The sequence below is a fragment of the Clostridium bornimense genome (genome assembly GCF_018917145.1).
Lineage (GTDB): Bacteria > Bacillota > Clostridia > Clostridiales > Clostridiaceae > Clostridium_AN > Clostridium_AN bornimense_A.
Genome location: NZ_JAHLOD010000001.1, coordinates 137280 through 161760, shown reverse-complemented (window position 1 = coordinate 161760; position 24481 = coordinate 137280). Strand labels below are relative to the sequence as shown.

Here is a 24481-nt window from a genome sequence, read left to right as displayed (position 1 = left end):
TAAATGATATAATCGTAATTTAAAATATAATAAGAGTTTTGACCTAGGAGGAAATAAAGTGAAGAAGTATAAAGTAGGATTAGTTAGTCTTGGTTGTGATAAGAATAGAATAGATTCAGAGATAGTATTAGGAAACTTAAGTGAAAATTATGAAATTACTAATGAACCAAAAAAAGCCGATATAATAATAGTAAATACTTGTGGATTTATAGAATCTTCAAAGCAAGAATCAATTGATACGATTCTTGAGATGAGTGAATATAAAACTAAATATAATTGTAAGGTGTTAGTAGCTACAGGATGTTTAACTCAAAGATATGGAAAAGAGCTATTAGAACTTATGCCGGAATTAGACTTTATATTAGGGGTAAATGGTTATGGCGATTTACTAAAACTTTTAGAAAGTAAGTTAAATAATAAGGAACTTAACTATGAAGTTGAATATAGTGATACTGGTATAAATGAAGGTAAGAGAATATTAACCACTGGTACAGCCAGCGCTTATATTAGAATAGCAGAAGGATGTAATAATGCTTGTACATATTGCATTATACCTAAGATAAGAGGAAAGTATAGAAGTAGAACTATTGAAAGTGTTTTAAAAGAAGCTAAAGATTTAGCTATGCAAGGTGTAAAAGAATTAATATTAGTAGCACAAGACACTACAAGATATGGAACTGATATTTATAATGAAAAAAGATTACATGTTTTATTACAAGAAATATCTAAAATTGAAGGTATTGAATGGATAAGAGTATTATATTGCTATCCAGAAGAATTATATGATGGATTAATCTATGAAATAGCTAATAATCCTAAGGTTGTAAAATATTTAGATATACCTATACAACATATTAGTAATAATATATTAAAAGCTATGAGAAGAAGAACTAAAAAGGAAACAATAACAGCTAAGATTGATGAATTAAGAAGAAGAGTACCTGATATTGCTCTTAGAACATCTTTAATAGTAGGTTTCCCTGGAGAAACAGAAGAAGATTTTAATGAATTGGTTGATTTTGTAAAAGAATATAAAATCGATAATTTAGGTGTATTTACTTATTCAAAAGAAGAAGATACTGTAGCAGCAGAATTAGATAATCAAGTAGATGAGGATATTAAAGAAAAGAGAAAGAGAATAATAATGACATTACAAAGTAAGATTTTCTTTAATAAAAATAAGAGTAAAATAGGCAAGAAGTATAAAGTTTTAGTAGAAAATATCGAAAGCAATATAGCTATAGGAAGAAATTATGCCATGGCGCCAGATATTGATGGTGCAATTTTAATTAAATGTGATACAATATTAACCAAAGGAAGATTTTATGAGGTAGAGATTGTTGATACAGAAGAATATGATTTAATAGGAGTTGTGCGAAATGAATTTAGCTAATAAGTTAACGGTGCTAAGAGTAATTTTAGTACCAATCTTTATGGTGTTTATTGCTAGTGAAAATATACCATATGGTAGTTTTATAGCTACAGGAATTTTTATTATAGCATCAATAACAGATCAATTAGATGGATACATAGCAAGAAGTAGAAATCAAGTAACAAACTTTGGTAAATTTATGGATCCTTTAGCTGATAAATTGCTAGTAAGTTCTGCATTAGTTGCTTTAGTCCAAGTAGGAGGATTGTCTTCGTGGGCAGCAGTTATAATAATAGCTAGAGAATTTGCTGTTACAGGTTTAAGAACTGTAGCTGCATCGGAAGGGATAGTTATTGCTGCAAATAAACTTGGAAAAACAAAAACAGTACTTCAAATGATTGCACTTATAGCATCATTGATACAATTAGGGGTGCAAAATAGCTCTCTAGGAGTATTTTGTAATGTAGCTATGTTTGCTGCTGTAATTATGACAATAATATCAGGGGTTGAGTATTTCTGGAAAAACTCTGGCGTTTTCAAGGGTAGTATGTGATTAAAAATAAAATAAAATGGATAAAATATGAATAAAGGTTCCTTAAAATAGGAACTTTTATCTATATTATTGACTGAAATAGTTAAATGATATATAATCAAATAGAACAAATGTTCTTGAAAGGAGAGTGACCTGAAAAGGGCTTATGAATAATGATAAATTACAAGCAATACAAGTAGCGATGTCTCAGATAGAAAAACAATTTGGTAAAGGTTCAGTAATGACACTAGGAGAAAATTCAACATTAGATGTAGATTGCATATCTACAGGATGTCTTTCTTTAGATCTTGCATTAGGAATCGGTGGAGTACCAAAAGGAAGAATAATAGAAATATATGGACCAGAATCATCAGGTAAAACTACCGTAGCTTTGCATATGGTAGCAGAAGCACAAAAAGCAGGAGGAGCAGCAGCATTTATTGATGCAGAACATGCTTTAGATCCTTCTTATGCAAGAAAATTAGGAGTAGATACAGAAAGTCTTATAGTTTCACAACCAGATACCGGAGAACAAGCTTTAGAAATAACAGAAGCTTTAGTTAGATCTGGAGCTATTGATATTATAATAGTGGACTCTGTTGCAGCATTAGTACCAAAGGCTGAAATTGAAGGTGAAATGGGAGATTCTCATGTAGGACTACAAGCTAGATTAATGTCTCAAGCATTAAGAAAATTAACAGGTTCAATAAATAAATCTAAATGTATAATAGTATTCATTAACCAATTAAGAGAAAAAGTTGGTGTTATGTTTGGAAATCCAGAAACAACTACTGGAGGAAGAGCATTAAAATTCTATGCTTCTGTTAGATTAGATATCAGAAAAATAGATACTATAAAACAAGGTGATGAAGTTTTAGGTTCAAGAGCTAGAGTTAAGGTTGTTAAGAATAAGGTAGCACCTCCATTTAAACAAGCAGAATTTGATATTATGTATAATGAAGGAATTTCAAGAGAAGGTAATATACTAGATATCGGTGTAAAAGAAGAAATTGTACAAAAAAGTGGTGCATGGTTCTCTTATGGAGATACTAGATTAGGTCAAGGAAGAGAGAATTCAAAAGTATTTTTAACTGAAAATCCTGAAATAGCATTAGAGATTGAAAACAAAATTAGAGGAAAATATAATTTACCGTTAGCAACTAATGCTATTGAAGACGACGGAGAAGAATAATAAAAGTTTAATATATATTTGAAAATTAAAGTAGAGTTAATACTCTACTTTAATTTATTGTATAAAAAAGTAATTTATGAAAAAATAATAAAAAGTAACAGAAAAAAATACAAAATATAACGAAATACAATAAAGAAATATGATAGAAATTACTTTAATGTATAAATTCACCTATTTTCTGAGTAAATAAATAAATATTTTAATAGTTAAACTTCTTAAATCTTGACAGTAGACTGTATTTAATATAAAATTAAATACAAATACTGGTTTATCATATAAGTATTATTGCCAAATGAATAAATATGACACCTTTTCGGCTCTCAAATTTGTACAAATAAGCAAGGAGGTGTTCGGCAATGGAAATGAAATATGTTGTATTTGCAGTAATAGCAATAGTTATTGCTGGTATCGCTATATTAATTGACATTCAGATTAAAAAGAGTACAGCAATGGATAAGTTATCCAATGCTGATGAAAAAGCAAAAAAGATTATTGAAGATGCTTTAAAAGAAGCAGATTCTAGTAAAAAAGAAGCTATTTTAAGTGCAAAAGAAGAAGTTCATAAGTTAAGAGCTGATTTAGATAGAGAACTTAGAGAAAGAAGGAATGAAATTCAAAGACTTGAAAGAAGAAACCTTCAAAAGGAAGAATCTCTAGATAGAAAGAGTGAAAGCTTAGAGAAAAAAGAGGATGTTTTAGCGAAAAAGTTATCTCAAGTTGCTGAGAAAGAAGAGAAGGTAGAAGAAACATATCTACAACAATCAAAGGAATTAGAAAGAATATCAGGTCTTACTAGTGATGAGGCAAAAGAAGAGATTCTTGGAAAACTTAGAAAAGAATTAAAACATGAGTCAGCAATGCTTATAAAAGATGCTGAACAAAAGTCTAAGGAAGAAGCAGATAAAAGAGCAAGAGAAATTATTACTATGGCTATTCAAAGATGTGCAGCTGATCATGTAGCTGAGTCTACAGTTCATGTAGTTGCTCTTCCAAATGATGAGATGAAAGGTAGAATTATTGGTAGAGAAGGAAGAAATATTCGAGCTATTGAAACGCTAACTGGTATAGATTTAATTATAGACGATACACCAGAAGCGGTAATTTTATCTGGATTTGATCCTATAAGGAGAGAAGTAGCTAGAATTGCATTGGAAAAGTTAATATTAGATGGTAGAATTCACCCAACTAGAATTGAAGAGATGGTGGAAAAAGCCAAGAAAGAGGTTGAAAACAACATTAAAGAAGAAGGAGAACAAGCATCTTTTGAAACAGGAGTTCATGGGTTACATCCAGAGATAACAAAAGTTTTAGGAAGACTTAAGTATAGAACTTCTTATGGTCAAAACGTTTTAAAACACTCTATAGAAGTGGCTTATCTTGCAGGATTTATGGCTTCAGAATTAGGGATGGATCCTACTTTAGCAAAAAGAGCTGGGCTGTTGCATGATATAGGGAAGGCTGTAGATCACGAAGTGGAAGGACCACATGCTGTTATCGGAGCTGAACTAGCTAAAAAGTATCATGAATCTTCAATAATAGTTAATGCTATTGGATCTCATCATGGAGATATGGAACAAGAGTCTATAGAAGCTATTCTTGTTCAAGCGGCAGATGCAATTTCTGCAGCTAGACCTGGAGCTAGAAGAGAAACTTTAGAAGCATATATTAAGAGACTTGAGCATTTAGAAGAAATAGCAAATTCATATGAGGGTGTAGAAAAGTCATATGCTATTCAAGCTGGAAGAGAAGTCAGAATTATGGTTAAACCAGAAGTTGTTGATGATTTATCATCAGTTCAAATGGCTAGAGATATTGTAAAGAAAATAGAAGATGAATTAGAATATCCTGGTCAAATTAAGATAAATGTTATAAGAGAAACTAGAGCAATTGAATATGCAAAATAATAAATGAGAAAAAAATTTCCTTCAAGAGATTAAATAAAAATCTTTTGAAGGAATTTTAGATTTTTTGTAGAATTGTAATATATACGCAGTTTATTTATAATAGTATATTTTGAATTTATTTTTTGAATTTATTTTTAGGAGGGTAATTATGGAAGTATTAAAAGTTTCAGCAAAATCAAATCCAAACTCAGTAGCAGGGGCTTTAGCGGGAATCGTTAGAGAGAAAAATGGGGCAGAAATACAGGCGATAGGAGCAGGAGCAATTAATCAATCAATAAAAGCTGTAGCAATAGCAAGAGGATTTATGGCACCATCTGGAATTGAATTAGTAGTAATTCCTGCATTTACAGATATTGAAATTGATGGTGAAGAAAGAACTGCAATAAAACTTATAGTTCAACCAAGATAAAAATGTTACTAAGGGACTTGTTTAATACAAGTCCTTTTATTATAATAAAGACATTAAGAGGGGGTAATAGCATTGAAGTTATCAAAAAAAGCTGAGGCATTAGCAGCCTCATTGACATTAGAAATAACAGCAAAGGCTAATGAAATGAAAAAACAAGGTATAGATGTAGTGTCATTTGGTGCTGGGGAACCAGATTTTAATACTCCAAATTATATTAAAGAGGCTGCGATAAAGGCTATAAATGATAATCATACAAGATATACAGCTACATCAGGAATATCAGAATTAAAAAAGGCAATTGTAAATAAATTTAAAAAAGATAATGGATTAGAATATAGTGAAGATCAAATATTAGTTTCTACTGGTGCTAAACAGTCATTAGCAAATGTGTTTGCAGCAATATTAAATGACGGAGATGAAGTCCTAATAAATATACCATATTGGGTTACTTATCCAGAGTTAGTGAAGTTAAATGGAGGAGTACCTGTTTTTATTGAAACTAAGAAGGAAAATTCTTTTAAGTTTACTTTAAAAGAATTAGAAGAAAATTGTACAGATAGAACTAAAGCAATTTTAATAAATTCTCCTAATAATCCAACAGGTTCAGTTTATAGTGAAGAAGAGTTAAGAGATATAGCTGAATTTGCAAAAAAGAAAGATTTGATTATTGTATCAGATGAAATATATGAAAAATTGATATATGATAATAAAAAACATATAAGCATTGCAAGTTTAAGTGAAGATGCTTTTAATAGAACTATAGTAATTAATGGTGTATCAAAAACTTATGCAATGACAGGATGGAGAATAGGATATTCAGCAGCACCTAGAGAAATAAATAAGTTAATGGTGAATATACAAAGTCATACTACATCTAATGCAAACGCTATAGCGCAATATGCAGCATTAGCAGCATTAGAAGGTAAAGATGATGAGATAAAACTTATGGTAAAAGAATTTGAAAGAAGAAAAAATTACATGGTAGAATCAATAAACAATATTGATTTGTTAGAAACATTACATCCAAATGGAGCTTTTTATGTAATGGTAGACATAAGTAAAATATTTGGAAAAGAATATAATGGTAAAGTAATAAAAGGTTCTATGGACTTTTCAAAAGCTATATTAGATAAAGAAAAGGTTGCGGTTATACCAGGAATAGCATTTGGAAATGATAATTATATAAGACTTTCATATGCAACTTCTATGGAAAATATAGAAGAAGGTATAAGAAGAATCGAAAAATTTATAAAAAGTCTTTAAAATCTAGAGGCAATATGATAAACTAAAGTAGATATTTAAAGATACTATGATAAAGGTGGGAGAAAAAATGGTAGTTAAAGAAGTAACTGTAAAAAGCGCAACAGGATTACATGCAAGACCAGCTACATTATTAGTAAAGGAAGCATCAGGATTTAAATCAGATGTAAGCTTAGAATTCAATGGTAAAAAAGCAAATGCTAAGAGCTTAATTGGAGTTTTATCATTAGCAGTAACTAGCGGAGCTAACATTAAAGTTTCAGCTAGCGGAGATGATGAAGCTGCAGCAGCTGAAGCAGTAGCTAAATTAATAGAATCAATCGAAGAATAATCTTCAAAACATAGGGGCCGTTGCACAATTATTTGTGCTTGCGGCTCCTTTTTCATGATTTCTTTTGAAATATGTAATTTAAGATAAAGTAGGAAATATAGATTCCGCTTAAACCTATAAGAATATATATTATTCTAGAAATATAAGAGTATACACCAAAAATTGTAGCAAGGATATCAATATTTATAATGCCTATGATGCCCCAGTTGATAGAGCCTATAAGTACAAAGAAAATAGCAATTTTCATATAGGTAGATAATTTAAACAATAAGAAATCTCCTTTATTAATTGATATAGTTAAGTATATTCATAAAAAAAATAAATATGAAAGTTAATTAATTCCGAACAAAGATGTTACTTTGAATAATAATATATGGTATAATCATAAACGGATGAAATTTCTAATATATAAATGTACGGAGGTAGTTATGAGAGATTTATATAGTACACCACTAAATAGTAGATATGCTTCAAAAGAGATGTCATTTATATTTTCAGATGATAAGAAGTTTACTACATGGAGAAAGCTTTGGGTAGCTTTAGCTGAAAGTGAAAGAGAACTAGGATTAAACATAACAGAAGAACAAATTGCAGAGCTAAAAGCTAATGTTGATAATATAAATTATGAAGATGCTAAAAAGAGAGAAAAAGAAACTAGACATGATGTTATGAGTCATGTATATGCGTATGGATTACAATGTCCAAAAGCTAAAGGTATAATTCATTTAGGAGCTACTTCTTGTTACGTAGGAGATAATACAGATCTTATAATAATGAGAGAAGCACTATATCTTATTAAGAAAAAAGTATTAAAAGTAATAAAAAATCTATCAGATTTTGCAATGGAATATAAAGACATGCCAACTCTTGGATTTACACATCTTCAACCAGCTCAGTTAACTACAGTAGGAAAAAGAGCTACATTATGGATTCAAGATTTAGTGTTAGATTTAGAAAATATAGATTTTGTTATAGAAAAGTTAAGATTTAGAGGAGTTAAGGGAACAACTGGAACTCAAGCATCATTTATGGATTTATTTAATGGTGATGAAGAAAAAGTAAGAGAGTTAGATAAGTTAGTTTGTTCTAAAATGAACTTTAGTGAAAGTTACTGGGTTACTGGTCAAACTTACACTAGAAAAGTTGATTCAATAATATTAAATACTTTAAGCGAAGTGGCTCAAAGTGCATATAAGTTCTCAAATGATATGAGATTACTTCAACATATGAAAGAGATGGAAGAACCATTTGAAAAAAATCAAATAGGTTCATCTGCAATGGCATATAAGAGAAATCCAATGAGAAGTGAAAGAATTTCAGCACTTTCAAGACATGTTATTGCAAATAGTATAAATCCAGCTATAACTGCAGGAACACAATGGTTTGAAAGAACTTTAGATGATTCAGCAAATAAGAGATTATCTGTTGCAGAAGCATTTTTAGTTTTAGATGGAGTATTAAATCTTTATATAAATATTTCAGAAAACCTTGTTGTATATCCAAAGGTTATTGAAACTCATATTAATGCAGAATTACCATTTATGGCTACAGAGAACATAATTATGGAAGGTGTTAAAGCTGGAGGAGATAGACAAGAGTTACATGAAAAGATAAGAGTATACTCTCATGAGGCTTCATTCAGAGTTAAATCAGAAGGGTTAAATAATAATTTACTTGAAAAAATAGCAAGTGATAAAGATTTTGGACTTACTTTAGATGAACTTAATGCTGTTATGGATGCTAAGAACTTTATAGGAAGAGCACCATCACAAGTAGTTGATTTTATTGAGGGAACTGTAAATCCTTTATTGGAAGATAATAAAGAATTTTTAGATGGAGTATCAGTAGAAATAAACGTATAACTTTGAGAAACTAAAAAAGCTGCAGTAAAGCAAGAGATTGCTTTACTGCAGCTTTTTTATATATTATGAAAAATTATATTTTATTTAAGAAATAATATATTTTGTAGAATGTGATTCTACATAAAAACTACACTTAAAATGTGCTAAATAAAAGTAGTATCGGTTCGATAATATAAATATGCAAGATGATAGGAGATGTGTGAAATGAAAATAGATAGATTAACAGTAGTTAATATAGATAGATTATATAAAAATAATACTAAAAATAATATAGAAGAAAAAGAAATTAGTAAAAAAGGTGATCGTATAGAAATATCAGAAGATGCTAAGAAAATCAGATCTATTAGCGAAGATAATAATCAATATATGAATAAGGATATAGAGGCAATTAAGAAAGCTATCAATGATGGCACTTATAAAGTTGATACTAAAGAATTAGCTAAGAGTATGAAAGACTTTATGAAAGGAACAGATATATAATGAAAGAAACTCTAAAAGCTATAATGATGGAAGAAATTAATGCAGTGGAAAACTTACTTAAGGTTTTAGAAGATCAACATAAGCATTTATTTGGGAAAGATCCATTATTATTAGAAAAAGATGCAGAGCTTATTAAAGATGCTTCAGTAGAAGTAGCTAAAGTAGAGAAGAAGAGAAGAAATTTATTTGTAGGTATGGGAAAGAAAGAAATGTTTGAAATGCTAGATAATGAGGGAAGAGAGATTTATTATAAGTTAGATTCCACAATACATCTTTGTGATTTGCAAAGAGGAACTAATGATGCATTGATAAAACAAAATCTTATGTTTACAAATAAAATGTTGAGTTTTATAAATCCAAATAGGGAAGTAAATGTATATAATGGGAACGGAAGGTTAAATAGGTAGGTGAAATTATGTTAGGGTTAATGAGTACATTAAATACGGCAAAGTCAGGAATGAATGCTACACAAGCAAATATAAATGTTACATCTCACAATATATCAAATGCTAATACAGAAGGGTATTCAAGACAAGTAGCGAAACTTCAAACTACAACACCATTTTCAGCTCCAAGTTTTTCATCGATGGCAGGACCAGGTCAATTTGGAACAGGGGTAGAAGTAGCGTCTGTTACTAGAGTAAGAAATCACTTTTTAGATTATCAAGTAAGAAACGAAACTTCAAAGCAAGGTGAATATCAAATAAAATATGAAACACTTAGTAAAGTAGAAGGAATATTAAATGAACCAAGTGATAGTGGACTAACTAGTATTATGTCTGATTTTTTTAAGGCATGGCAAGATGTTTCTAATAGTCCAGCTGATTCTAATGCAAGAACTGTATTAGCTCAAAAAACTGATGCATTAACAGGAGCATTGAATAGTTATTATAATCAATTAACTAAGATGCAAGAAGATGCTTGTGAAAGTATAAAACAAACAGTTTTTGATGTTAGTTCAATATTAAATCAGTTAGATACTATTAATCAAGAAATAATTCAAGTATCTGTTGCTGGGCAATCTCCAAATGATTTAATGGATAGAAGAGATTTGCTTTTAGATCAATTAAGTGAAAAGATGAATATAAGTGTGGATAGAAATCAGAACTTTAATGGAGAAAATGTATCACCAGCAGATAGTAATGGTGTTATAGATCCAACACTTGTTAAATCAGTATTTAATAAAGAAGTGAAGTCTTTTTCTTATGTGGCAAATATAGATAAGACAGGTACTGTTAATGCTGATGGTACCTATACTTATGAAGTTACTTACTATAGACATGGAGATATGACAAGTAACACTAATGCAAGAACCATAAAAGTTAATATGACTGAAGAAGAAGCAAAGGAACTATCACAAACAAGAGTTCTTTGGGCAGATAAAGATGGAGACGCAATAAAAAATGGATGTGAAACAATTTCTGAAAATGAAGTTGTAAATTTTTCAAATCTTAATATATTTAAACCAAGTTCAGGAGAGTTAAAAGGACATCAAGATGTTCAAGCACAATTGGATGAATATATAGTGCAAATAAATAATGTGGCAAAATCTATGGCGTTAGCAGTTAATGCTGTACATAGTGCTTCAGCAGATGCTAACAAGGATACTATGCCGTTCTTTGTTAATAGTGATGTAGCTAAGTATGATTCAAGTGGAAAATTAACAAATCTTGATGAGGTATTAGCTGCTGAAAAGGATATAACTGCAGGAAATATAAGCATCAATAAAGAAATTCTTGCTGATGTTATGAAAATTAATGCAGGAAAAGATGAGAATAGTGGTGTGGGTGATGGGAAAAGAGCTCTTGCTATAGCACAAATTATGGATACCATGATGATGATACAAAATATGAATTCCAGTACTACAAGAGAAGAATTTGTGGGTAACTTAACAGAAAATGAATATGGTGTTTTAACAATAACTTCAGACAAAAAAGGAATGAAAGTTGAAAGTTATTATAAAGATATAATAAACAAGTTAGGAGTTCAAACTCAAGAAGCTAAGAGAGTTGTTACTAATCAAACGGCACTTCTTAGTGATTTTGAAAATCAAAGATTGGAAGTGTCAGGAGTATCATTGGATGAAGAAATGGTTAATTTAATACAATTTCAACATGCATATGGTGCTAATGCTAAAATTATATCAACAGTTGATGAATTATTAGATGTATTAATAAATGGATTAAAGAGATAAGGGTGAGTTAAATGAGAGTAACAAATAGTATGCTAGTGAATCAATTTATGAGAGATACACAAAACAATTTAGGTAATATGCAAACTATTCAGAAACAGTTAACTAGTGGAAAAACGGTAAATAAAGCATCAGATAATCCACTTAAAGTTTCAAGAATAATGCAACTTAATAGAGATTTGAAAGCAAATGAACAATATAACAAGAATATAGCTTCTACTATAAATTATTTAGACACAGCAGATACAGCACTTGGGCAATTAAATGAAGTTTTAAAAAGCATAAATGAAAATATAATGGCAGCAGGAAATGGTGCGTATTCAACTGAAGAAAGAGAAGCTATAAGAAATACTATTAATGAGCAAATTGGGCATATGGGTCAAATTTTAAATACAAATTTTGATGGAAAATATATTTTTGGTGGAACTCGAACAGGAGATAAGCCTGTAGAAATAGTAAAAGATGCAGATGGAACTAATAAACTTACCATAGCTAATGTTACTGATCCTAATGTTAAAGATCAATTAGATACAAAGCTAGTGGTTGAAGTATCACAAGGCGTTACGTTAGAATATACAAATTCAGTAACAGATCTGTTTTCTTTTACAAATAGCAAAGGTGAATCAAAAGATATAAGAGATATTATGGATAATATAATGACAACTTTAGCATCAGGGAATGCCGATGATTTAGAGAAGCTAACAGGGGAATGTCTTACTGATATTCAAGACTTTCAAAATCATGTATTGAAAACAAGATCTCAAGTTGGAGCTATGCAAAATAGAATGGAGGATGCACAGTCTAAAAATGAAGATGAAACTTATAATATGACTGAAATATTATCTGAAACTGAAGATATAGACTTTGCAGAGACAGTAATAAATCTTATGACACTACAGTCTGTTTATCAAGCATCACTTCAAGTTTCTGCAAAGGTATTGCAACCAACGTTAATTGACTACGTATAATTATGGAGGTTTTCATGGCGAGTATAGACGGTATATTTAACAAGAACATATTTTTCCAAGATGGTCTTTTAGGTTTAGAAGAATATAAAACATATGTTATTGAGGAAATAGAAGAAAATGGAGTATTTTATTTGCTACAAAATTTAGAGGATGAACAATTAGGTATTATTGTTACAAATCCTTTTATATTTAAAGAAGATTATGAAATAAAGTTAGATGATAAACTTATAGAAGAATTAGAAATAAAAAAAGAAGATGAAGTATTAGTAGTTAATACAGTTACATTAGGTAAAAATAGAGAAGATTTTACATCAAATCTTATGGCTCCATTAATCATAAATGTAGCTAATAGTAGAGGTAAACAAGTTATACTTAATGATTCTAAATATAAAATAAAAGAAAAAATTTTTAAGGAGTAACTCATGCTAGTTATAACTCGTAAGAAAGAAGAAACAATTTTAATAGGTGATGATATTGAAGTAACTGTAGTTAGTTCTAAAGACGGTGTAGTAAAACTTGCGATAAAAGCACCAAATGATGTTACTATTCTTAGAAAAGAATTAGTAGCAGAAGTAAAAGAAGAAAATAAGAAGGCAATAAGTAGCAAGAAAGATTTACTTAGTATCTTAAAGAAATAATAAGGAAGGAATGGTGGATATGGATGTAAACATAATTCATCAAGGGGAACAAGTTACCTTAGAATTATCTGGTTCAACTTATGAAGTTTCTTTATATAAGGAAAATAAAGGTAACAATACAGAGGCAGAATTAACTTTAAGTCGGAATGATGCAAAAAAAGTTGTAGAAGAACTAAATAAATACATAGATGAAAAAGATACATATGCTGAATATAAAGTTCATGATGAACTAGGTAGTGTAATGATAAAAATACATGATAAGGAAACTGATGAAGTTATAGTAGAATATCCACCAGAAAAGATACTAGATATGGTTGCTAAAATGTGTGAAAGAGCTGGAATTTTTATGGATAAAAAGGTCTAGGATGTGATTTGATGGAATATGTTTTGAACAAGATTAGTCGAAGTACAAGAGAAAAAATTGTACAAGTAACTAAAGTAGATAAAGTTCATAAATTAAATTCCTATAATATAAAAGCATACAAGAGAGATGATAAAGATAAAAATAGTAATAATAACAACAGGGATACTTATATAGTTACAGCAGTTAAAGGAACCAATGAAGAAGAGGATAAGAAATTTCTTGATATTGTAGAATAGGAGGATATTTATGCAAAACTTAGGGGGATATAATGCTTATAAAAATAATTCTGTAAACTATGCATCTAAAAATCAATTATTATTAATGTTAGTAGATGGAGCAGTAAAATTTTCGAAGTTAGCATTGAAAGGAATAGAAGAAAATAATATATCATTAGCTCACGAAAATCTTATAAAAACACAGAATATATTTAATGAGCTTATAGTGACTTTAGATGTTGAAGCTGGAGGAGAATGGGCAAGAAATTTAAGAAATGTATATGGATTTATTGTTGAATCTTTGGTAAAAGCTAATATGACTAAATCTAAAGAAGAAATGGAAAAAGTATTAGCACTTGTGATTGATGTTAGAAACTTATGGCATGAGGCTTATGATAAGAGTATAAAGGAGGCGTAAACATGACTAGAGTAACAGGATTAGCAACTGGATTAGATGTTGATTCATTAGTAAAAAGTATGGTATCTGTTCAACAAAATAGAGTAGATAAAGCAAAGAAAAATTTGCAAACTGTAACATGGAAACAAACTCTATATAGAGATTTAATGACAGAAGCTAATGACTTTAAGAATAAGTATTTCAATGTAACTAGTTCAAGTAATATGTTAAGTTCGAAAAACTTATCTACATTTAAAGCAACTGGATTAAGTAGCACTTCAGGTATAAGTGTTAAACCAGGAGTAGGGTCTGTTAAAGGTACATATTCTATTACTGTTAATAATCTTGCTAAGGAAGCGACACTAACTGGTGAGAAAAAGATAGCTTTTGCTACAGGTGGTGCTAGTAAGATACCTGTGAATATAACTGATTCAAATAATACTATAAGTATTGAAGGAAAAAATGTTAATATTGATAACAAAGCTTATAGTAATTTATCTGATGTAGCATCAGCTTATAATAAAGCAATATCTAGTGATGAATCATTAAAGGACAAATATATAGCAACTGTTAATAGTGATACAAATTCAATAGAAATTGAAAAAAAGATCGCAATTGGTGCAGATCATAAAGAAACTATACAATTAAATTCAGGAGAATCAATAGAAATTGAATTAGAAGAAGGAAATTATACTGCTAGTGAGCTTAAGAGCAAGATTCAAAGTGCATTAGATAAAGCAATAAAGGATGATAGTAGTTTAAGTGAAAATGAAAATTTAAAGAATTTAAAAGTAGCCTTAAATGATGATGGCGATATAGTAATTAATAAAGATGATGTAAAAGTTGGAGAAACTAATTATTCTAAAAATATTACTAGTACAAAAAAATATGCGCCACAAATAGTAAGTGGTGTTAATGATACATTTAAAATAAGTATTGGTAATGGTGACGAACAAAAAACAATAGATATAAAATTGAGTGAACAAAATTTTGATGGTATGAGTGATGATGAGATTATGGAATCTCTAGTATCAGATTTGAATAGTAAATTAGGAAATAATGATGAGATTTCATTTAGCAACAATGGAGGAAAACTTTCTGTAACATCTAAAAGTGATAAACAAGTAATCCTAACAGGAAATGCAACAAGTACCTTAGGTCTTGATAGTAGATTTGAGGTAAAAGGAAATACTTCTTCTAAGATGTCAGATATTCTTGAAGGTATTGGAGTTACAGATAAAAAAGTATCATTTGAAATCAATGATGTTAAATTTGAATATGATTTTGATGGAGCAGATGCAAATAAGACTATTAGTCAAATTACTAAAGATATTTCAAATGAAGCTGGTGTTAATGTATCATATTCAGAAGTTACAAAATCATTTACTATAGCTTCTAAAAATACTGGTTCTGATGCAAATATAACCATGAAGGATACAAATGGAAACTTTTTAGGCGCTTTATTTGCTAATGGTAGTAAAATGGATAAAACTATAGAAGGTAAAGATGCAGAAATAATTATGAAAACTCCTAATGGACAACAAACATTACAAAAAAATAAAAATAACTTCACTATAGATGGAATAGAAATAAATTTAGTTAAGGACCCAGAAAAGACACCTTACACAGAAACTTTTACTGTAGAAGGAAATGTAGATGAAGCTGTTAAAAATATAAAGGAAGTAATTGATGGGTATAATTCTTTAATTACAAAAATGTATACATTAACCAGTGAAAAGAAACTTTCATCATATGAGCCATTAACTGATGAACAAAAAGAAGAAATGACAGAAAAGGAAATAGAACTTTGGGAAACTAAAGCAAAGCAAGGGTTATTAAGAAATGATACATATTTAAATAAGCTAAGTTCAGCATTAAGAACTGCTGTAAATACTCCTGTAGAAGGGGCAGGTATTAGTATGAGTCAAGTTGGAATTTCATTTACAAGTGATTATACTAGTGCGCCAACAATAGTACTTGATGAAGAGAAATTAAAAGCAGCATTAGAAGAAAATGGTGATGCAGTAGTTAGTTTATTTACACAAAATAATGCGGAAGCTTCAGTATATACATCTGATCTAACAGCGGATGAGAGAAAAGATAGAATGAATAATTGTGGTATATTCCATAGAATAAGTGATGCTCTTAATGATGCTCTTAGAACAACTAGAAGTACTAGTGGGAATAAAGGATATCTTGTTGATATAGCAGGATTTGAAGGAGATTCAACTAATACATTATCTAAAAATCTTGTTAAAATTCAAGAAAATATAGATACATTATTAGAAAAACTGACAGATGCAGAAAATAAGTATTATAATAAATTCGCATCATTAGAAACGGCAATGTCAAAGTTAAATTCTCAACAATCTTGGTTAACTCAACAATTTAGTAGTGGATCATAATGCTTAAAGAATTATTAGAGAAATATAATCAATTAAATATTGATTCCATAGAAGCAGTTGAAAAAGATGATGTTGAGAAGTTAAATATCTTATTAGAAGAAAAAGATGTTATTATTGAGAAGATAGATAATCTTAATTATACTTTGGATGAATTTAAGAAATATGCTCAAGAAATTGATTTGATTAATGTAGAAAATCAATTAGAGAGGATTATCAGGGAAAAGCAGAAAGAAATTAAAGAAAAAATAAAAAGTACAGCTATTAATAAAAGTGCAGTAGGAGCTTATGGTAATATTAGTTCTACTAATGTTAGTATGTTGAATAAAAGAATATAATATAATAGTATTAATGACTCAAAGCAAGATAAAATTTGCTTTGAGTCATTTTCTTATAAAGTATAAATTAAAAATAGAAAAAAAGTTGTCGAAAAATGTTACAAAAAAACCCAGTAAAATTATATAAAAATATGTAAAGTTATAGTAAGATGTAACGAAAATATTAATAGACAGGGAAGTCTATTAATATTTTAAAGTCATGGAGGAATATAAAATGATAATTAATCACAATATGAATGCGATGAACGCAAACAGACAAATGGGAATCAACAACACAAATCAAGGAAAGTCAATTGAAAAGTTAAGCTCAGGTTTAAGAATAAACAGAGCTGGAGATGATGCAGCAGGACTTTCAATCTCAGAAAAAATGAGAGGACAAATCAGAGGATTAGAACAAGGATCAAGAAATGCTCAAGATGGTATTTCATTAATCCAAACAGCAGAAGGAGCTTTAAATGAAACTCACTCAATTCTTCAAAGAATGAGAGAATTATCAGTACAATCAGCTAATGATACAAACATATCTGAAGATAGAGAACTTATAGATAAAGAGTTCCAACAATTATCAAAAGAAGTTGACAGAATTGCAAGCCAAACTCAATTTAATAAGCAATCTTTATTATCATCAAATGCAGCAAGCGGTGATGCATTAGCATTCCAAGTAGGGGCAAATGCAGGTCAAACTATATCAATCCAATTAGCAGATATGAGTTCTACTGGATTATCAATAGGTTCTTTAGATATCAAAAATAAAACTAATGCTAATTCTGCAATAACAGCTTTAGATGAAGCAATCAAGACTGTATCATCACAAAGATCAGAATTTGGTTCAGTACAAAATAGATTAGAATCAGCAATCACTTCTACAGATAATACTGCAGAAAACTTACAAGCAGCAGAATCAAGAATAAGAGACGTAGATATGGCTGAAGAAATGATGAATTATTCTAAAACTAATATCTTAGCACAAGCAGCACAATCAATGCTTGCACAAGCTAATTCAGCACCACAAGGTGTTCTTCAATTATTACAATAATTTGATTTAAAAGAATAAGTTTATGGTATTTAAGCCATAAGCTTATTTTTTTATAACATTTCAATAAAAAAATATAAAAAAGTTGTAAAGTTATAATATATTGTGTCGATAATAATAATAGGACAGGGAAGTCCATTAAGTTAAAATCAGGGAGGAATATACAAATGATTATTAATCACAATTTAAATGCGATGAACGCAAACAGACAAATGGGAATCAACAACACAAGCCAAGGAAAGTCAATTGAAAAATTAAGCTCAGGTTTAAGAATAAACAGAGCTGGAGATGATGCAGCTGGTCTTTCAATTTCAGAAAAAATGAGAGGACAAATTAGAGGTTTACAACAAAGTTCAAGAAATGCACAAGATGGTATTTCATTAATCCAAACTGCTGAAGGTGCTTTAAACGAAACTCACTCCATTCTTCAAAGAATGAGAGAATTATCAGTACAATCAACAAATGGTACAAATATTGATGAAGATAGAGCACTTATACATAAAGAATTTGAACAATTATCAAAAGAAGTTGATAGAATTTCAAAAGATACTCAATTCAATAAACAATCTTTATTAGCAGGTACTAAAAAAGTAAGTTTCCAAGTTGGGGCAAATGCAGATCAAACAATCGATATTAATATGGCAGATATGAGTACAAAAGGATTATCTATTAGTGGTGCAGAAATATCAACACAAAATGGTGCAAAAGCAGCTATTTCTAGCATAGATAAAGCTATTACAGCAGTATCTGAACAAAGATCAATATTTGGTTCAGTACAAAATAGATTAGAATCAGCTATAAATTCAACAGATAATACTGCAGAAAACTTACAAGCAGCAGAATCAAGAATAAGAGATGTAGATATGGCTAAAGAAATGATGAATTTCTCAAAAAATAATATTTTAGCACAAGCAGCACAATCAATGCTAGCACAAGCTAACTCTGCACCACAAGGTGTTTTAAGTTTATTACAATAATAAAATTTAAAAGCTACTCAAAAAGAGTAGCTTTTTTAAATATATATAAGTGATGAGATTAATAATTTAGTGAAATCATAAATGATTTTAGTAAATTGTTAATAATAGTAATAGTATTATAATAATGTTTTGTAGAAATTAATGTTTAAGGAGTTAGAATTTAGATATCATGAAAATTGCAATTATTAGTCACGGAATGAGATTATTAGATGAAATATTAAAAAGTTATAAAAAGGCTTTTGAAAGATTAGGATGTAGAGTAATTACAAAATCCAATATGGGAGGATTAGACACAAGAGATATTATAGATATTGCTAATTTTAAACCAGATTTTGTAATAGGCTATGGAACTTGTGCAATGTTAAAGGGAAGTGAAGGCTTTGCTTTTAGAATTTTCAAAATACCGGTAATATCATTGTTTTATGATAATCCATTTCTATTTTTAGACGATGATATGATAAAAGAAATGGAGTCTTTTCCAGAGTATTATTATTCCTTTATTTGGGATGAGGTGTATTTGGATATATATAACAAAAGAAATTTACCTAATGGACATAAAATTTTACTAGCTTTAGATAGGGAAAAATTTTATCCAATGGATATTACTAAAAAAAATGCAATATCAATGGTTGGATCAATGCCAAAATCATTAGATGATTTTTCAACAGGTAATGAAACTTGTGATAGATTTATAGAAGATGTTATAAATCTTAAGATTGATAATATAGATATACCTGTGTTAGAGATTTGTGACTATCTATACAATAATGTTGACGAATATAGAATAGTAGAGGATTTATATAATAAGAAACCATATCAATTTTGGAGAGGTATATATTCAAAGATTCATGTATCAGGTGGAACTAGATATAGAACATTTATTTCATCAATAATAGACGATGTGGATATATATATATATGGAGAATGTGAACTAAAAAAAAGTAATATATATGTAAAAGAAGAGGTTGAATATGGACATGAATTATGTAGGGTATATAATTCTTATGATATGAACTTAAATTTATCTACTTTACAATTAGAAACTTCAATAAATAATAGACCATTTGATTGCTTTGGAAGTAAATCTTTTCTTTTAAGCGACTATAAAAAAGATATGGAAGTTATATTTCCAGATCATTATAAAGAGATAACGTTTAAAAATTTAAATGAGTTAGGAGAAAAAGGTGAGTATTATTTAACTCATGAGAAGGAAAGACGTGAAATAACAGAAGAATTATATAATATTATAATTAATAATCATACATATATACATAGAGCTAGATATATTTTAGATATATTAGCAGATGAAAATATATAATACTTAAAGGAAAATCAAGCATATAATATGTTTGGTTTTCCTTTAAGTTGCTTATTTTATAAACGATAATAAGTAGTAGATTATAAAATGGAGTGGAATTATGAGTAATATTAAAAGTTTAAGTTTAGAAGATAGTAAGGATAGTAGAAAGATATTAAGAATAGAAAAAGATGATAAAAAAATATACATAGGATCTAAATATAATGTTCAAAGAGATATAGATAATTTTATAAAAAAGATAGAAGAACAAAAAAATACAAAAAAACTTATTATTTTTGGATTAGCTGCAGGAGAGCATATAAGAGAAATAATTAAAAGAAATTCTTCGGATATAGATATACTTATTGTAGAGCCTTGTGAATCTATTGTAGAATTAATGGATAAAGATTATGATTTTACTAATATTTTAAAAAATAATAATATTAAGATAGTGCGCTTTAACAAAAAAGAAATTTATAAAGAATTAAATGCTTTTTTTTCTGAGAGAGATATTAATGGAGTGGTAGTGCAAGTATATGCAAACTATGCTTCTATTTTTAGAAAAGAAATTGATGAATTTTATGAAGTATATAAGTCATTATTACTAGATAAAAATGTGCAAAAAAATACTAGATTAGAATTTGGGAAAACGTGGTTCAATTCTTTGATGTTAGGTTTAAAATTTTTTGCTACAGAACATTTTGTAAATGATTATAAAGATAAATATAAAAATGTACCAGCAATAATAGTTTCAGCGGGACCATCATTATCAAAGAATATAAATGAGTTACAAAAAGTTGACAGTAACTTTCTTATATTACCAGGAGGAAGGACTGTAAAACATCTTATGGAGATAGGCGTAGAACCAAGCTTTTTAACAGTAGTTGATCCAGGGGAAATATCTTATACTTTGGTGGAAGATGTAATTGAGAAAATTGATACTCCTTTAGTATGTTATGAAGGTACTAATAAAAAGGTGCTTAAAAAGCATAAAGGTGAAAAAATATTATTTACACAACAAGAAGAATTAAATAGAGTATTAAACAAGGATATAGGAAATTTATCATCAGGAGGATCAGTAGCTCATATTTCTACAATGTTTGCTTTGAAAATGGGATGTAACCCAATAATATTTATAGGACAAGATTGCGCATATACAGGAGATAAACTTCATGCTGATGAGGTTTATCATAATGGCGAATATGTAGGTAAGATGAAAGTAGATGTAGGGGATTCTTATGTACCTTCAGTGGATGGTGGATTAGTTAGAACTAGCATTGTATTAGATGGATTCAGAAGATATATGGAGACAATTGTATATGAAAATAAAGATGTAGTATTTATTAATGCTACAGAAGGTGGGGCAAGAATTGAAGGGACTATAGAGATGCCATTAAAAGATGTCTTATGTAAGTATGGAAAAAATAAGATAAATAATAATATAGAGCTTGAAGATGTAAATGTAAAAGAACGAAAGGATAAAATAAAAAAGTTCTTAAGAGAATATATAAGTAATTTTAATATTATTATAGATAATTGCAATAAAGGCATAGTGTTATTAGAGGAATTCTATAATAATGTGAAGCTAGGGAAAAAAATAGACAAGGATATAAAAAAATTAAATTTAATTGATAAAGTTTTAGAGGAAACTTGTTTTAAAGTAGAACTTATAAATGATGTTATATATCCAATAACATATCAATTAGCTAATAACGAAGATTATATTATTGATTCTAAGGAAGAAGAAATTGTGAGGGTTGAAAAGTATTATAATAGAAATAATTTTTTATATACAGAACTTAGGAAAATAATAAGAGAAAGTATTAAAATTGTAGAAAATGCATTAGAGGAATTAGAAGGAGATATATAAATGAACTACTTTAAGGATAAAGCAATTCTTATTATAGGTGGTACAGGAACTATCGGGAAAAAACTTGTTGAAGAACTTATAAAATGCAAGCCAAAGGTTATAAGAATATTCAGCAGAGATGAATATAAACAGTTTAAGATGCAACATTCTGGGATAGTCAACGTGTATGGAAATTTTAGATTTTTGATAGGTGATGTAAGGGATTATGAAAGAGTAGAAAGAGCTATGAATGGAATAGATATAGTATTTAATTTAGCAGCTATGAAACATGTAGGCTCATGCGAATATAATCCTACAGAAGCTATTAAAACCAATGTAGATGGTATGAATAATGTTATAAAAGCAGCAATAAAACATAATATTGAGGCTGTTGTTTTTACTTCATCGGATAAAGCTATTAATCCCACCAATACATATGGAGCTACAAAAATGCTAGCAGAAAAATTAGTACAATCAGCAAATTATTCTAAAGGAGATGTAAGAACCAAGTTTTTAGCAGTGAGATTCGGAAATGTTATGGGATCTCGTGGCTCAGTGATTCCTTTATTTAAGAAACAGATTATTAATGAAAATAGAGTAACGGTAACAGATCCTAATATGAGTAGATTTATGATGAAGTCGATAGAAGCGGTAAAACTTATGATGAAGGCTTGTGAAATAGGAAAAGGTGGGGAACTTTTTGTATTAAAGATGCCCGTAATAAATTTAAGAGATTTAGTTGAAGTAGTAATAGAAGAAACTTGTAGAAAGAGTAATAAACAGGAAGAGGATATATCTAGAGAGATTATTGGGATAAAACCAGGAGAAAGACTGTATGAAGAACTTATGACAGAGGAAGAATCTCATTATGGAAGAGATTTAGGAGATATGTATGTAGTTTTTCCTACAACTTACGGTAAGGAATATTTTAATGAGATTTATAAGGAATATGAAAGGTGTAGTATAGGGTGCTATTCTTCAAATGATATTGAACCGATAAAAAAGGAAGAAGTAAGATTATTAATAAAGGAATTATTATAAAAGTATAAGGTATTTTTAGTTTGGGAGAGTATACATGAAGGTTACAGTTATTTTACCGGTTTATAATGTGGAAAATTATTTAGAAGAATGTTTAGAAAGTCTAGTGAATCAAACAATAGATGATTGTGAAATTATAGCAATAAATGATGGGTCAACTGATAATAGTAGATTAATTTTAGAGAGATATCAAAGTAAGTATACTAATATAACTGTAGTGAATCAAAAAAATAGTGGTGTATCTAAAAGTAGAAATGTAGGTATTGATCTTGCTAAAGGAGAATATTTATATTTTTGTGATTCTGATGATTATATAGAGAAAAATTTAATTGAAGTTTGTTATGAAATATGTGAGAGAGATAAATTAGATATATTATGGTTTTCTGCTTCAATTATAGATTATTTAAATATAGAAAAAGGTAATAAAACTATTGATACTGATATGCAGCAATTTATAGATTCAAGCAAAATATATACAGGTATTGAAATCACGTCGCAAGTTATTAGAAATAGTGTTTTACGTAGTTATATGTGGAATAAAATATACAAAAGAAGTTTATTTGTAGATAATAATTTTAAATTTAATGAAGATATTGTATATGAAGATGTTGATCTTCTTTTAAAGATTCTCATGAAAGCTAATAGAGTAAAATATATTCCGCAAAAGTTATATACATATAGAAGAAGAGAGAATAGTATTACTACATCAGAAGTTAGTGAAAAAACAATAAATTCTTTAAAATATGTATTGGAAAGCAAATTTGAATATTGTAAAGAAGTATTGAATCAACATGAAGGTAATAAAGAACTTTTATTAGCAATGAAAAAATATATATGTATGCGTATGGAACTTTTGACATTAGCTATTTTTAATTTTAAGGGATATATAAACGAAGAATATTGGGGTTATAAATTTAAGAAATATTTTAAATACTATTTTTCTATTTTTGAAAGCAATTATATAAGTGAATATATACAAATTAATAAAATTATTAAAATGTGTACAAGAAAGAATATAAAATTTGAATATTTAGAGAGAAAAATAGAGAATATTTTAAATGAAAAGTATATAGAGCTTTTTAAAGAATTAGATTTAAATAATAAGGATAAATTAATTGGTATATATGGAATAGGAAATCATACAATAAATTTAATTAAAGCGTATGAGAGATACATGGGCAGAGTACAAGCAAAGATTATTTTTATAGATAGTAGTAAGAGTAAAAATGAATGTGAAGAATATTTGAATAGAAAGGTAATTAATGTATCTAATATAAATAGATATAACTTTGATAAAGTTATTATATCAAGTTTTACCTATGAAAAAGAAATTTTTCTCAATTTAATAAACCATATTAACTATAGTACGAATATAATTAGATTTTATGAAAATGAATGGATATATATATATTTGATGAAGAAGTATAGATAA

The 24481-nt window shown here is 28.6% G+C and carries 26 protein-coding genes; 25 read left to right on the top strand and 1 reads right to left on the bottom strand.

Translation table 11 applies throughout. From position 1 onward, the window contains the following. Positions 1 to 58 precede the first annotated feature (58 nt). From rimO to KQI30_RS00765, 7 genes are all read left to right on the top strand, one after another. Complete coding sequence (gene rimO / locus KQI30_RS00795) at positions 59 to 1393, top strand: 30S ribosomal protein S12 methylthiotransferase RimO (protein WP_216461258.1); 1335 nt, start codon at positions 59 to 61, stop codon at positions 1391 to 1393. Continuing rightward, complete coding sequence (pgsA, locus tag KQI30_RS00790; RefSeq protein WP_216461257.1) at positions 1380 to 1925, top strand: CDP-diacylglycerol--glycerol-3-phosphate 3-phosphatidyltransferase; 546 nt, start codon at positions 1380 to 1382, stop codon at positions 1923 to 1925. The genes rimO and pgsA overlap by 14 nt, the downstream gene beginning before the upstream one ends. Before the next feature lie 145 nt (positions 1926 to 2070). Beyond that, positions 2071 to 3096, top strand: a complete 1026-nt coding sequence (gene recA / locus KQI30_RS00785) for a recombinase RecA (protein ID WP_216461256.1) — start codon at positions 2071 to 2073, stop codon at positions 3094 to 3096. A gap of 356 nt (positions 3097 to 3452) precedes the next feature. Next, a complete protein-coding gene (gene rny, locus KQI30_RS00780) occupies positions 3453 to 5000 on the top strand; it encodes a ribonuclease Y (RefSeq protein WP_216461255.1) in 1548 nt (515 codons plus the stop codon). A gap of 148 nt (positions 5001 to 5148) precedes the next feature. Beyond that, positions 5149 to 5409: a stage V sporulation protein S gene (locus KQI30_RS00775; protein ID WP_044038292.1), complete on the top strand. Its 261-nt coding sequence runs from the start codon at positions 5149 to 5151 to the stop codon at positions 5407 to 5409. Positions 5410 to 5481: 72 nt separating this feature from the next. Beyond that, positions 5482 to 6672 carry a pyridoxal phosphate-dependent aminotransferase gene (locus tag KQI30_RS00770; protein WP_216461254.1) on the top strand — a complete coding sequence of 397 codons (1191 nt, stop codon included), beginning with the start codon at positions 5482 to 5484 and terminating at the stop codon, positions 6670 to 6672. A gap of 67 nt (positions 6673 to 6739) precedes the next feature. Further along, positions 6740 to 7000, top strand: coding sequence for an HPr family phosphocarrier protein (locus KQI30_RS00765; RefSeq protein ID WP_216461253.1), 261 nt, complete (start codon positions 6740 to 6742; stop codon positions 6998 to 7000). 52 nt (positions 7001 to 7052) lie between these two features. Here the strand turns inward: KQI30_RS00765 and KQI30_RS00760 are convergent, their stop codons facing one another. Beyond that, positions 7053 to 7247: a DUF378 domain-containing protein gene (locus KQI30_RS00760; protein WP_216461278.1), complete on the bottom strand. Its 195-nt coding sequence runs from the start codon at positions 7245 to 7247 to the stop codon at positions 7053 to 7055. A 181-nt stretch (positions 7248 to 7428) separates the two neighbouring features. Between KQI30_RS00760 and purB the strand changes: the two genes are divergently transcribed. The 18 genes from purB (at position 7429) to KQI30_RS00670 (ending at position 24481) form a co-directional block, all read left to right on the top strand. Then, positions 7429 to 8862: an adenylosuccinate lyase gene (gene purB / locus KQI30_RS00755; protein ID WP_216461252.1), complete on the top strand. Its 1434-nt coding sequence runs from the start codon at positions 7429 to 7431 to the stop codon at positions 8860 to 8862. Positions 8863 to 9066: 204 nt separating this feature from the next. Next, entirely contained in the window at positions 9067 to 9342 is a 276-nt protein-coding gene (flgM, locus tag KQI30_RS00750; protein ID WP_216461251.1) for a flagellar biosynthesis anti-sigma factor FlgM, read from the top strand. Next, positions 9342 to 9749, top strand: coding sequence for a flagellar protein FlgN (locus KQI30_RS00745; RefSeq protein WP_216461250.1), 408 nt, complete (start codon positions 9342 to 9344; stop codon positions 9747 to 9749). The genes flgM and KQI30_RS00745 overlap by 1 nt, the downstream gene beginning before the upstream one ends. Positions 9750 to 9757: 8 nt before the next feature. Then, positions 9758 to 11536, top strand: coding sequence for a flagellar hook-associated protein FlgK (flgK, locus tag KQI30_RS00740; protein WP_216461249.1), 1779 nt, complete (start codon positions 9758 to 9760; stop codon positions 11534 to 11536). Positions 11537 to 11547: 11 nt separating this feature from the next. Continuing rightward, positions 11548 to 12501: a flagellar hook-associated protein FlgL gene (gene flgL, locus KQI30_RS00735; protein WP_216461248.1), complete on the top strand. Its 954-nt coding sequence runs from the start codon at positions 11548 to 11550 to the stop codon at positions 12499 to 12501. A 14-nt stretch (positions 12502 to 12515) separates the two neighbouring features. Beyond that, positions 12516 to 12920 carry a flagellar assembly protein FliW gene (gene fliW, locus KQI30_RS00730; RefSeq protein WP_216461247.1) on the top strand — a complete coding sequence of 135 codons (405 nt, stop codon included), beginning with the start codon at positions 12516 to 12518 and terminating at the stop codon, positions 12918 to 12920. A 3-nt stretch (positions 12921 to 12923) separates the two neighbouring features. Beyond that, complete coding sequence (gene csrA / locus KQI30_RS00725) at positions 12924 to 13139, top strand: carbon storage regulator CsrA (RefSeq protein ID WP_216461246.1); 216 nt, start codon at positions 12924 to 12926, stop codon at positions 13137 to 13139. A 19-nt stretch (positions 13140 to 13158) separates the two neighbouring features. Beyond that, the gene (locus tag KQI30_RS00720; protein WP_216461245.1) at positions 13159 to 13503 is read left to right on the top strand and encodes a flagellar protein FlaG; all 345 of its coding nucleotides are present in this window, start codon (positions 13159 to 13161) and stop codon (positions 13501 to 13503) included. Positions 13504 to 13514: 11 nt separating this feature from the next. Next, positions 13515 to 13739 carry a hypothetical protein gene (locus KQI30_RS00715; protein ID WP_216461244.1) on the top strand — a complete coding sequence of 75 codons (225 nt, stop codon included), beginning with the start codon at positions 13515 to 13517 and terminating at the stop codon, positions 13737 to 13739. A gap of 10 nt (positions 13740 to 13749) precedes the next feature. Beyond that, complete coding sequence (gene fliS / locus KQI30_RS00710; protein WP_216461243.1) at positions 13750 to 14136, top strand: flagellar export chaperone FliS; 387 nt, start codon at positions 13750 to 13752, stop codon at positions 14134 to 14136. A gap of 2 nt (positions 14137 to 14138) precedes the next feature. After that, the gene (gene fliD / locus KQI30_RS00705; protein ID WP_216461242.1) at positions 14139 to 16520 is read left to right on the top strand and encodes a flagellar filament capping protein FliD; all 2382 of its coding nucleotides are present in this window, start codon (positions 14139 to 14141) and stop codon (positions 16518 to 16520) included. Continuing rightward, positions 16520 to 16855 carry a hypothetical protein gene (locus KQI30_RS00700; protein ID WP_216461241.1) on the top strand — a complete coding sequence of 112 codons (336 nt, stop codon included), beginning with the start codon at positions 16520 to 16522 and terminating at the stop codon, positions 16853 to 16855. The genes fliD and KQI30_RS00700 overlap by 1 nt, the downstream gene beginning before the upstream one ends. 214 nt (positions 16856 to 17069) lie before the next feature. Beyond that, on the top strand, positions 17070 to 17891 hold the full coding sequence (locus tag KQI30_RS00695) for a flagellin (protein WP_216461240.1): 822 nt from the start codon (positions 17070 to 17072) through the stop codon (positions 17889 to 17891). A gap of 164 nt (positions 17892 to 18055) precedes the next feature. Next, complete coding sequence (locus KQI30_RS00690) at positions 18056 to 18865, top strand: flagellin (RefSeq protein WP_216461239.1); 810 nt, start codon at positions 18056 to 18058, stop codon at positions 18863 to 18865. Between the two features lie 169 nt (positions 18866 to 19034). Continuing rightward, positions 19035 to 20183, top strand: a complete 1149-nt coding sequence (locus tag KQI30_RS00685) for a glycosyltransferase family protein (protein WP_216461238.1) — start codon at positions 19035 to 19037, stop codon at positions 20181 to 20183. Between the two features lie 100 nt (positions 20184 to 20283). Beyond that, on the top strand, positions 20284 to 22032 hold the full coding sequence (locus KQI30_RS00680) for a motility associated factor glycosyltransferase family protein (protein ID WP_216461237.1): 1749 nt from the start codon (positions 20284 to 20286) through the stop codon (positions 22030 to 22032). After that, the gene (locus KQI30_RS00675) at positions 22033 to 23052 is read left to right on the top strand and encodes an SDR family NAD(P)-dependent oxidoreductase (protein WP_216461236.1); all 1020 of its coding nucleotides are present in this window, start codon (positions 22033 to 22035) and stop codon (positions 23050 to 23052) included. A 34-nt stretch (positions 23053 to 23086) separates the two neighbouring features. Beyond that, positions 23087 to 24481, top strand: a complete 1395-nt coding sequence (locus KQI30_RS00670; protein ID WP_216461235.1) for a glycosyltransferase — start codon at positions 23087 to 23089, stop codon at positions 24479 to 24481.

Excerpts from the sequence above, each read along its gene's own strand:
- pgsA (WP_216461257.1), top strand. The coding sequence starts at position 1,380 with ATGAATTTAGCTAATAAGTTAACGGTGCTAAGAGTAATTTTAGTACCA.
- recA (WP_216461256.1), top strand. The coding sequence starts at position 2,071 with ATGAATAATGATAAATTACAAGCAATACAAGTAGCGATGTCTCAGATA.
- rny (WP_216461255.1), top strand. The coding sequence starts at position 3,453 with ATGGAAATGAAATATGTTGTATTTGCAGTAATAGCAATAGTTATTGCT.
- KQI30_RS00775 (WP_044038292.1), top strand. The coding sequence starts at position 5,149 with ATGGAAGTATTAAAAGTTTCAGCAAAATCAAATCCAAACTCAGTAGCA.
- KQI30_RS00765 (WP_216461253.1), top strand. The coding sequence starts at position 6,740 with ATGGTAGTTAAAGAAGTAACTGTAAAAAGCGCAACAGGATTACATGCA.
- KQI30_RS00760 (WP_216461278.1), bottom strand. The coding sequence starts at position 7,247 with ATGAAAATTGCTATTTTCTTTGTACTTATAGGCTCTATCAACTGGGGC.
- purB (WP_216461252.1), top strand. The coding sequence starts at position 7,429 with ATGAGAGATTTATATAGTACACCACTAAATAGTAGATATGCTTCAAAA.
- flgM (WP_216461251.1), top strand. The coding sequence starts at position 9,067 with ATGAAAATAGATAGATTAACAGTAGTTAATATAGATAGATTATATAAA.
- KQI30_RS00745 (WP_216461250.1), top strand. The coding sequence starts at position 9,342 with ATGAAAGAAACTCTAAAAGCTATAATGATGGAAGAAATTAATGCAGTG.
- flgK (WP_216461249.1), top strand. The coding sequence starts at position 9,758 with ATGTTAGGGTTAATGAGTACATTAAATACGGCAAAGTCAGGAATGAAT.
- flgL (WP_216461248.1), top strand. The coding sequence starts at position 11,548 with ATGAGAGTAACAAATAGTATGCTAGTGAATCAATTTATGAGAGATACA.
- fliW (WP_216461247.1), top strand. The coding sequence starts at position 12,516 with ATGGCGAGTATAGACGGTATATTTAACAAGAACATATTTTTCCAAGAT.
- csrA (WP_216461246.1), top strand. The coding sequence starts at position 12,924 with ATGCTAGTTATAACTCGTAAGAAAGAAGAAACAATTTTAATAGGTGAT.
- KQI30_RS00720 (WP_216461245.1), top strand. The coding sequence starts at position 13,159 with ATGGATGTAAACATAATTCATCAAGGGGAACAAGTTACCTTAGAATTA.
- KQI30_RS00715 (WP_216461244.1), top strand. The coding sequence starts at position 13,515 with ATGGAATATGTTTTGAACAAGATTAGTCGAAGTACAAGAGAAAAAATT.
- fliS (WP_216461243.1), top strand. The coding sequence starts at position 13,750 with ATGCAAAACTTAGGGGGATATAATGCTTATAAAAATAATTCTGTAAAC.
- fliD (WP_216461242.1), top strand. The coding sequence starts at position 14,139 with ATGACTAGAGTAACAGGATTAGCAACTGGATTAGATGTTGATTCATTA.
- KQI30_RS00700 (WP_216461241.1), top strand. The coding sequence starts at position 16,520 with ATGCTTAAAGAATTATTAGAGAAATATAATCAATTAAATATTGATTCC.
- KQI30_RS00695 (WP_216461240.1), top strand. The coding sequence starts at position 17,070 with ATGATAATTAATCACAATATGAATGCGATGAACGCAAACAGACAAATG.
- KQI30_RS00690 (WP_216461239.1), top strand. The coding sequence starts at position 18,056 with ATGATTATTAATCACAATTTAAATGCGATGAACGCAAACAGACAAATG.
- KQI30_RS00685 (WP_216461238.1), top strand. The coding sequence starts at position 19,035 with ATGAAAATTGCAATTATTAGTCACGGAATGAGATTATTAGATGAAATA.
- KQI30_RS00680 (WP_216461237.1), top strand. The coding sequence starts at position 20,284 with ATGAGTAATATTAAAAGTTTAAGTTTAGAAGATAGTAAGGATAGTAGA.
- KQI30_RS00675 (WP_216461236.1), top strand. The coding sequence starts at position 22,033 with ATGAACTACTTTAAGGATAAAGCAATTCTTATTATAGGTGGTACAGGA.
- KQI30_RS00670 (WP_216461235.1), top strand. The coding sequence starts at position 23,087 with ATGAAGGTTACAGTTATTTTACCGGTTTATAATGTGGAAAATTATTTA.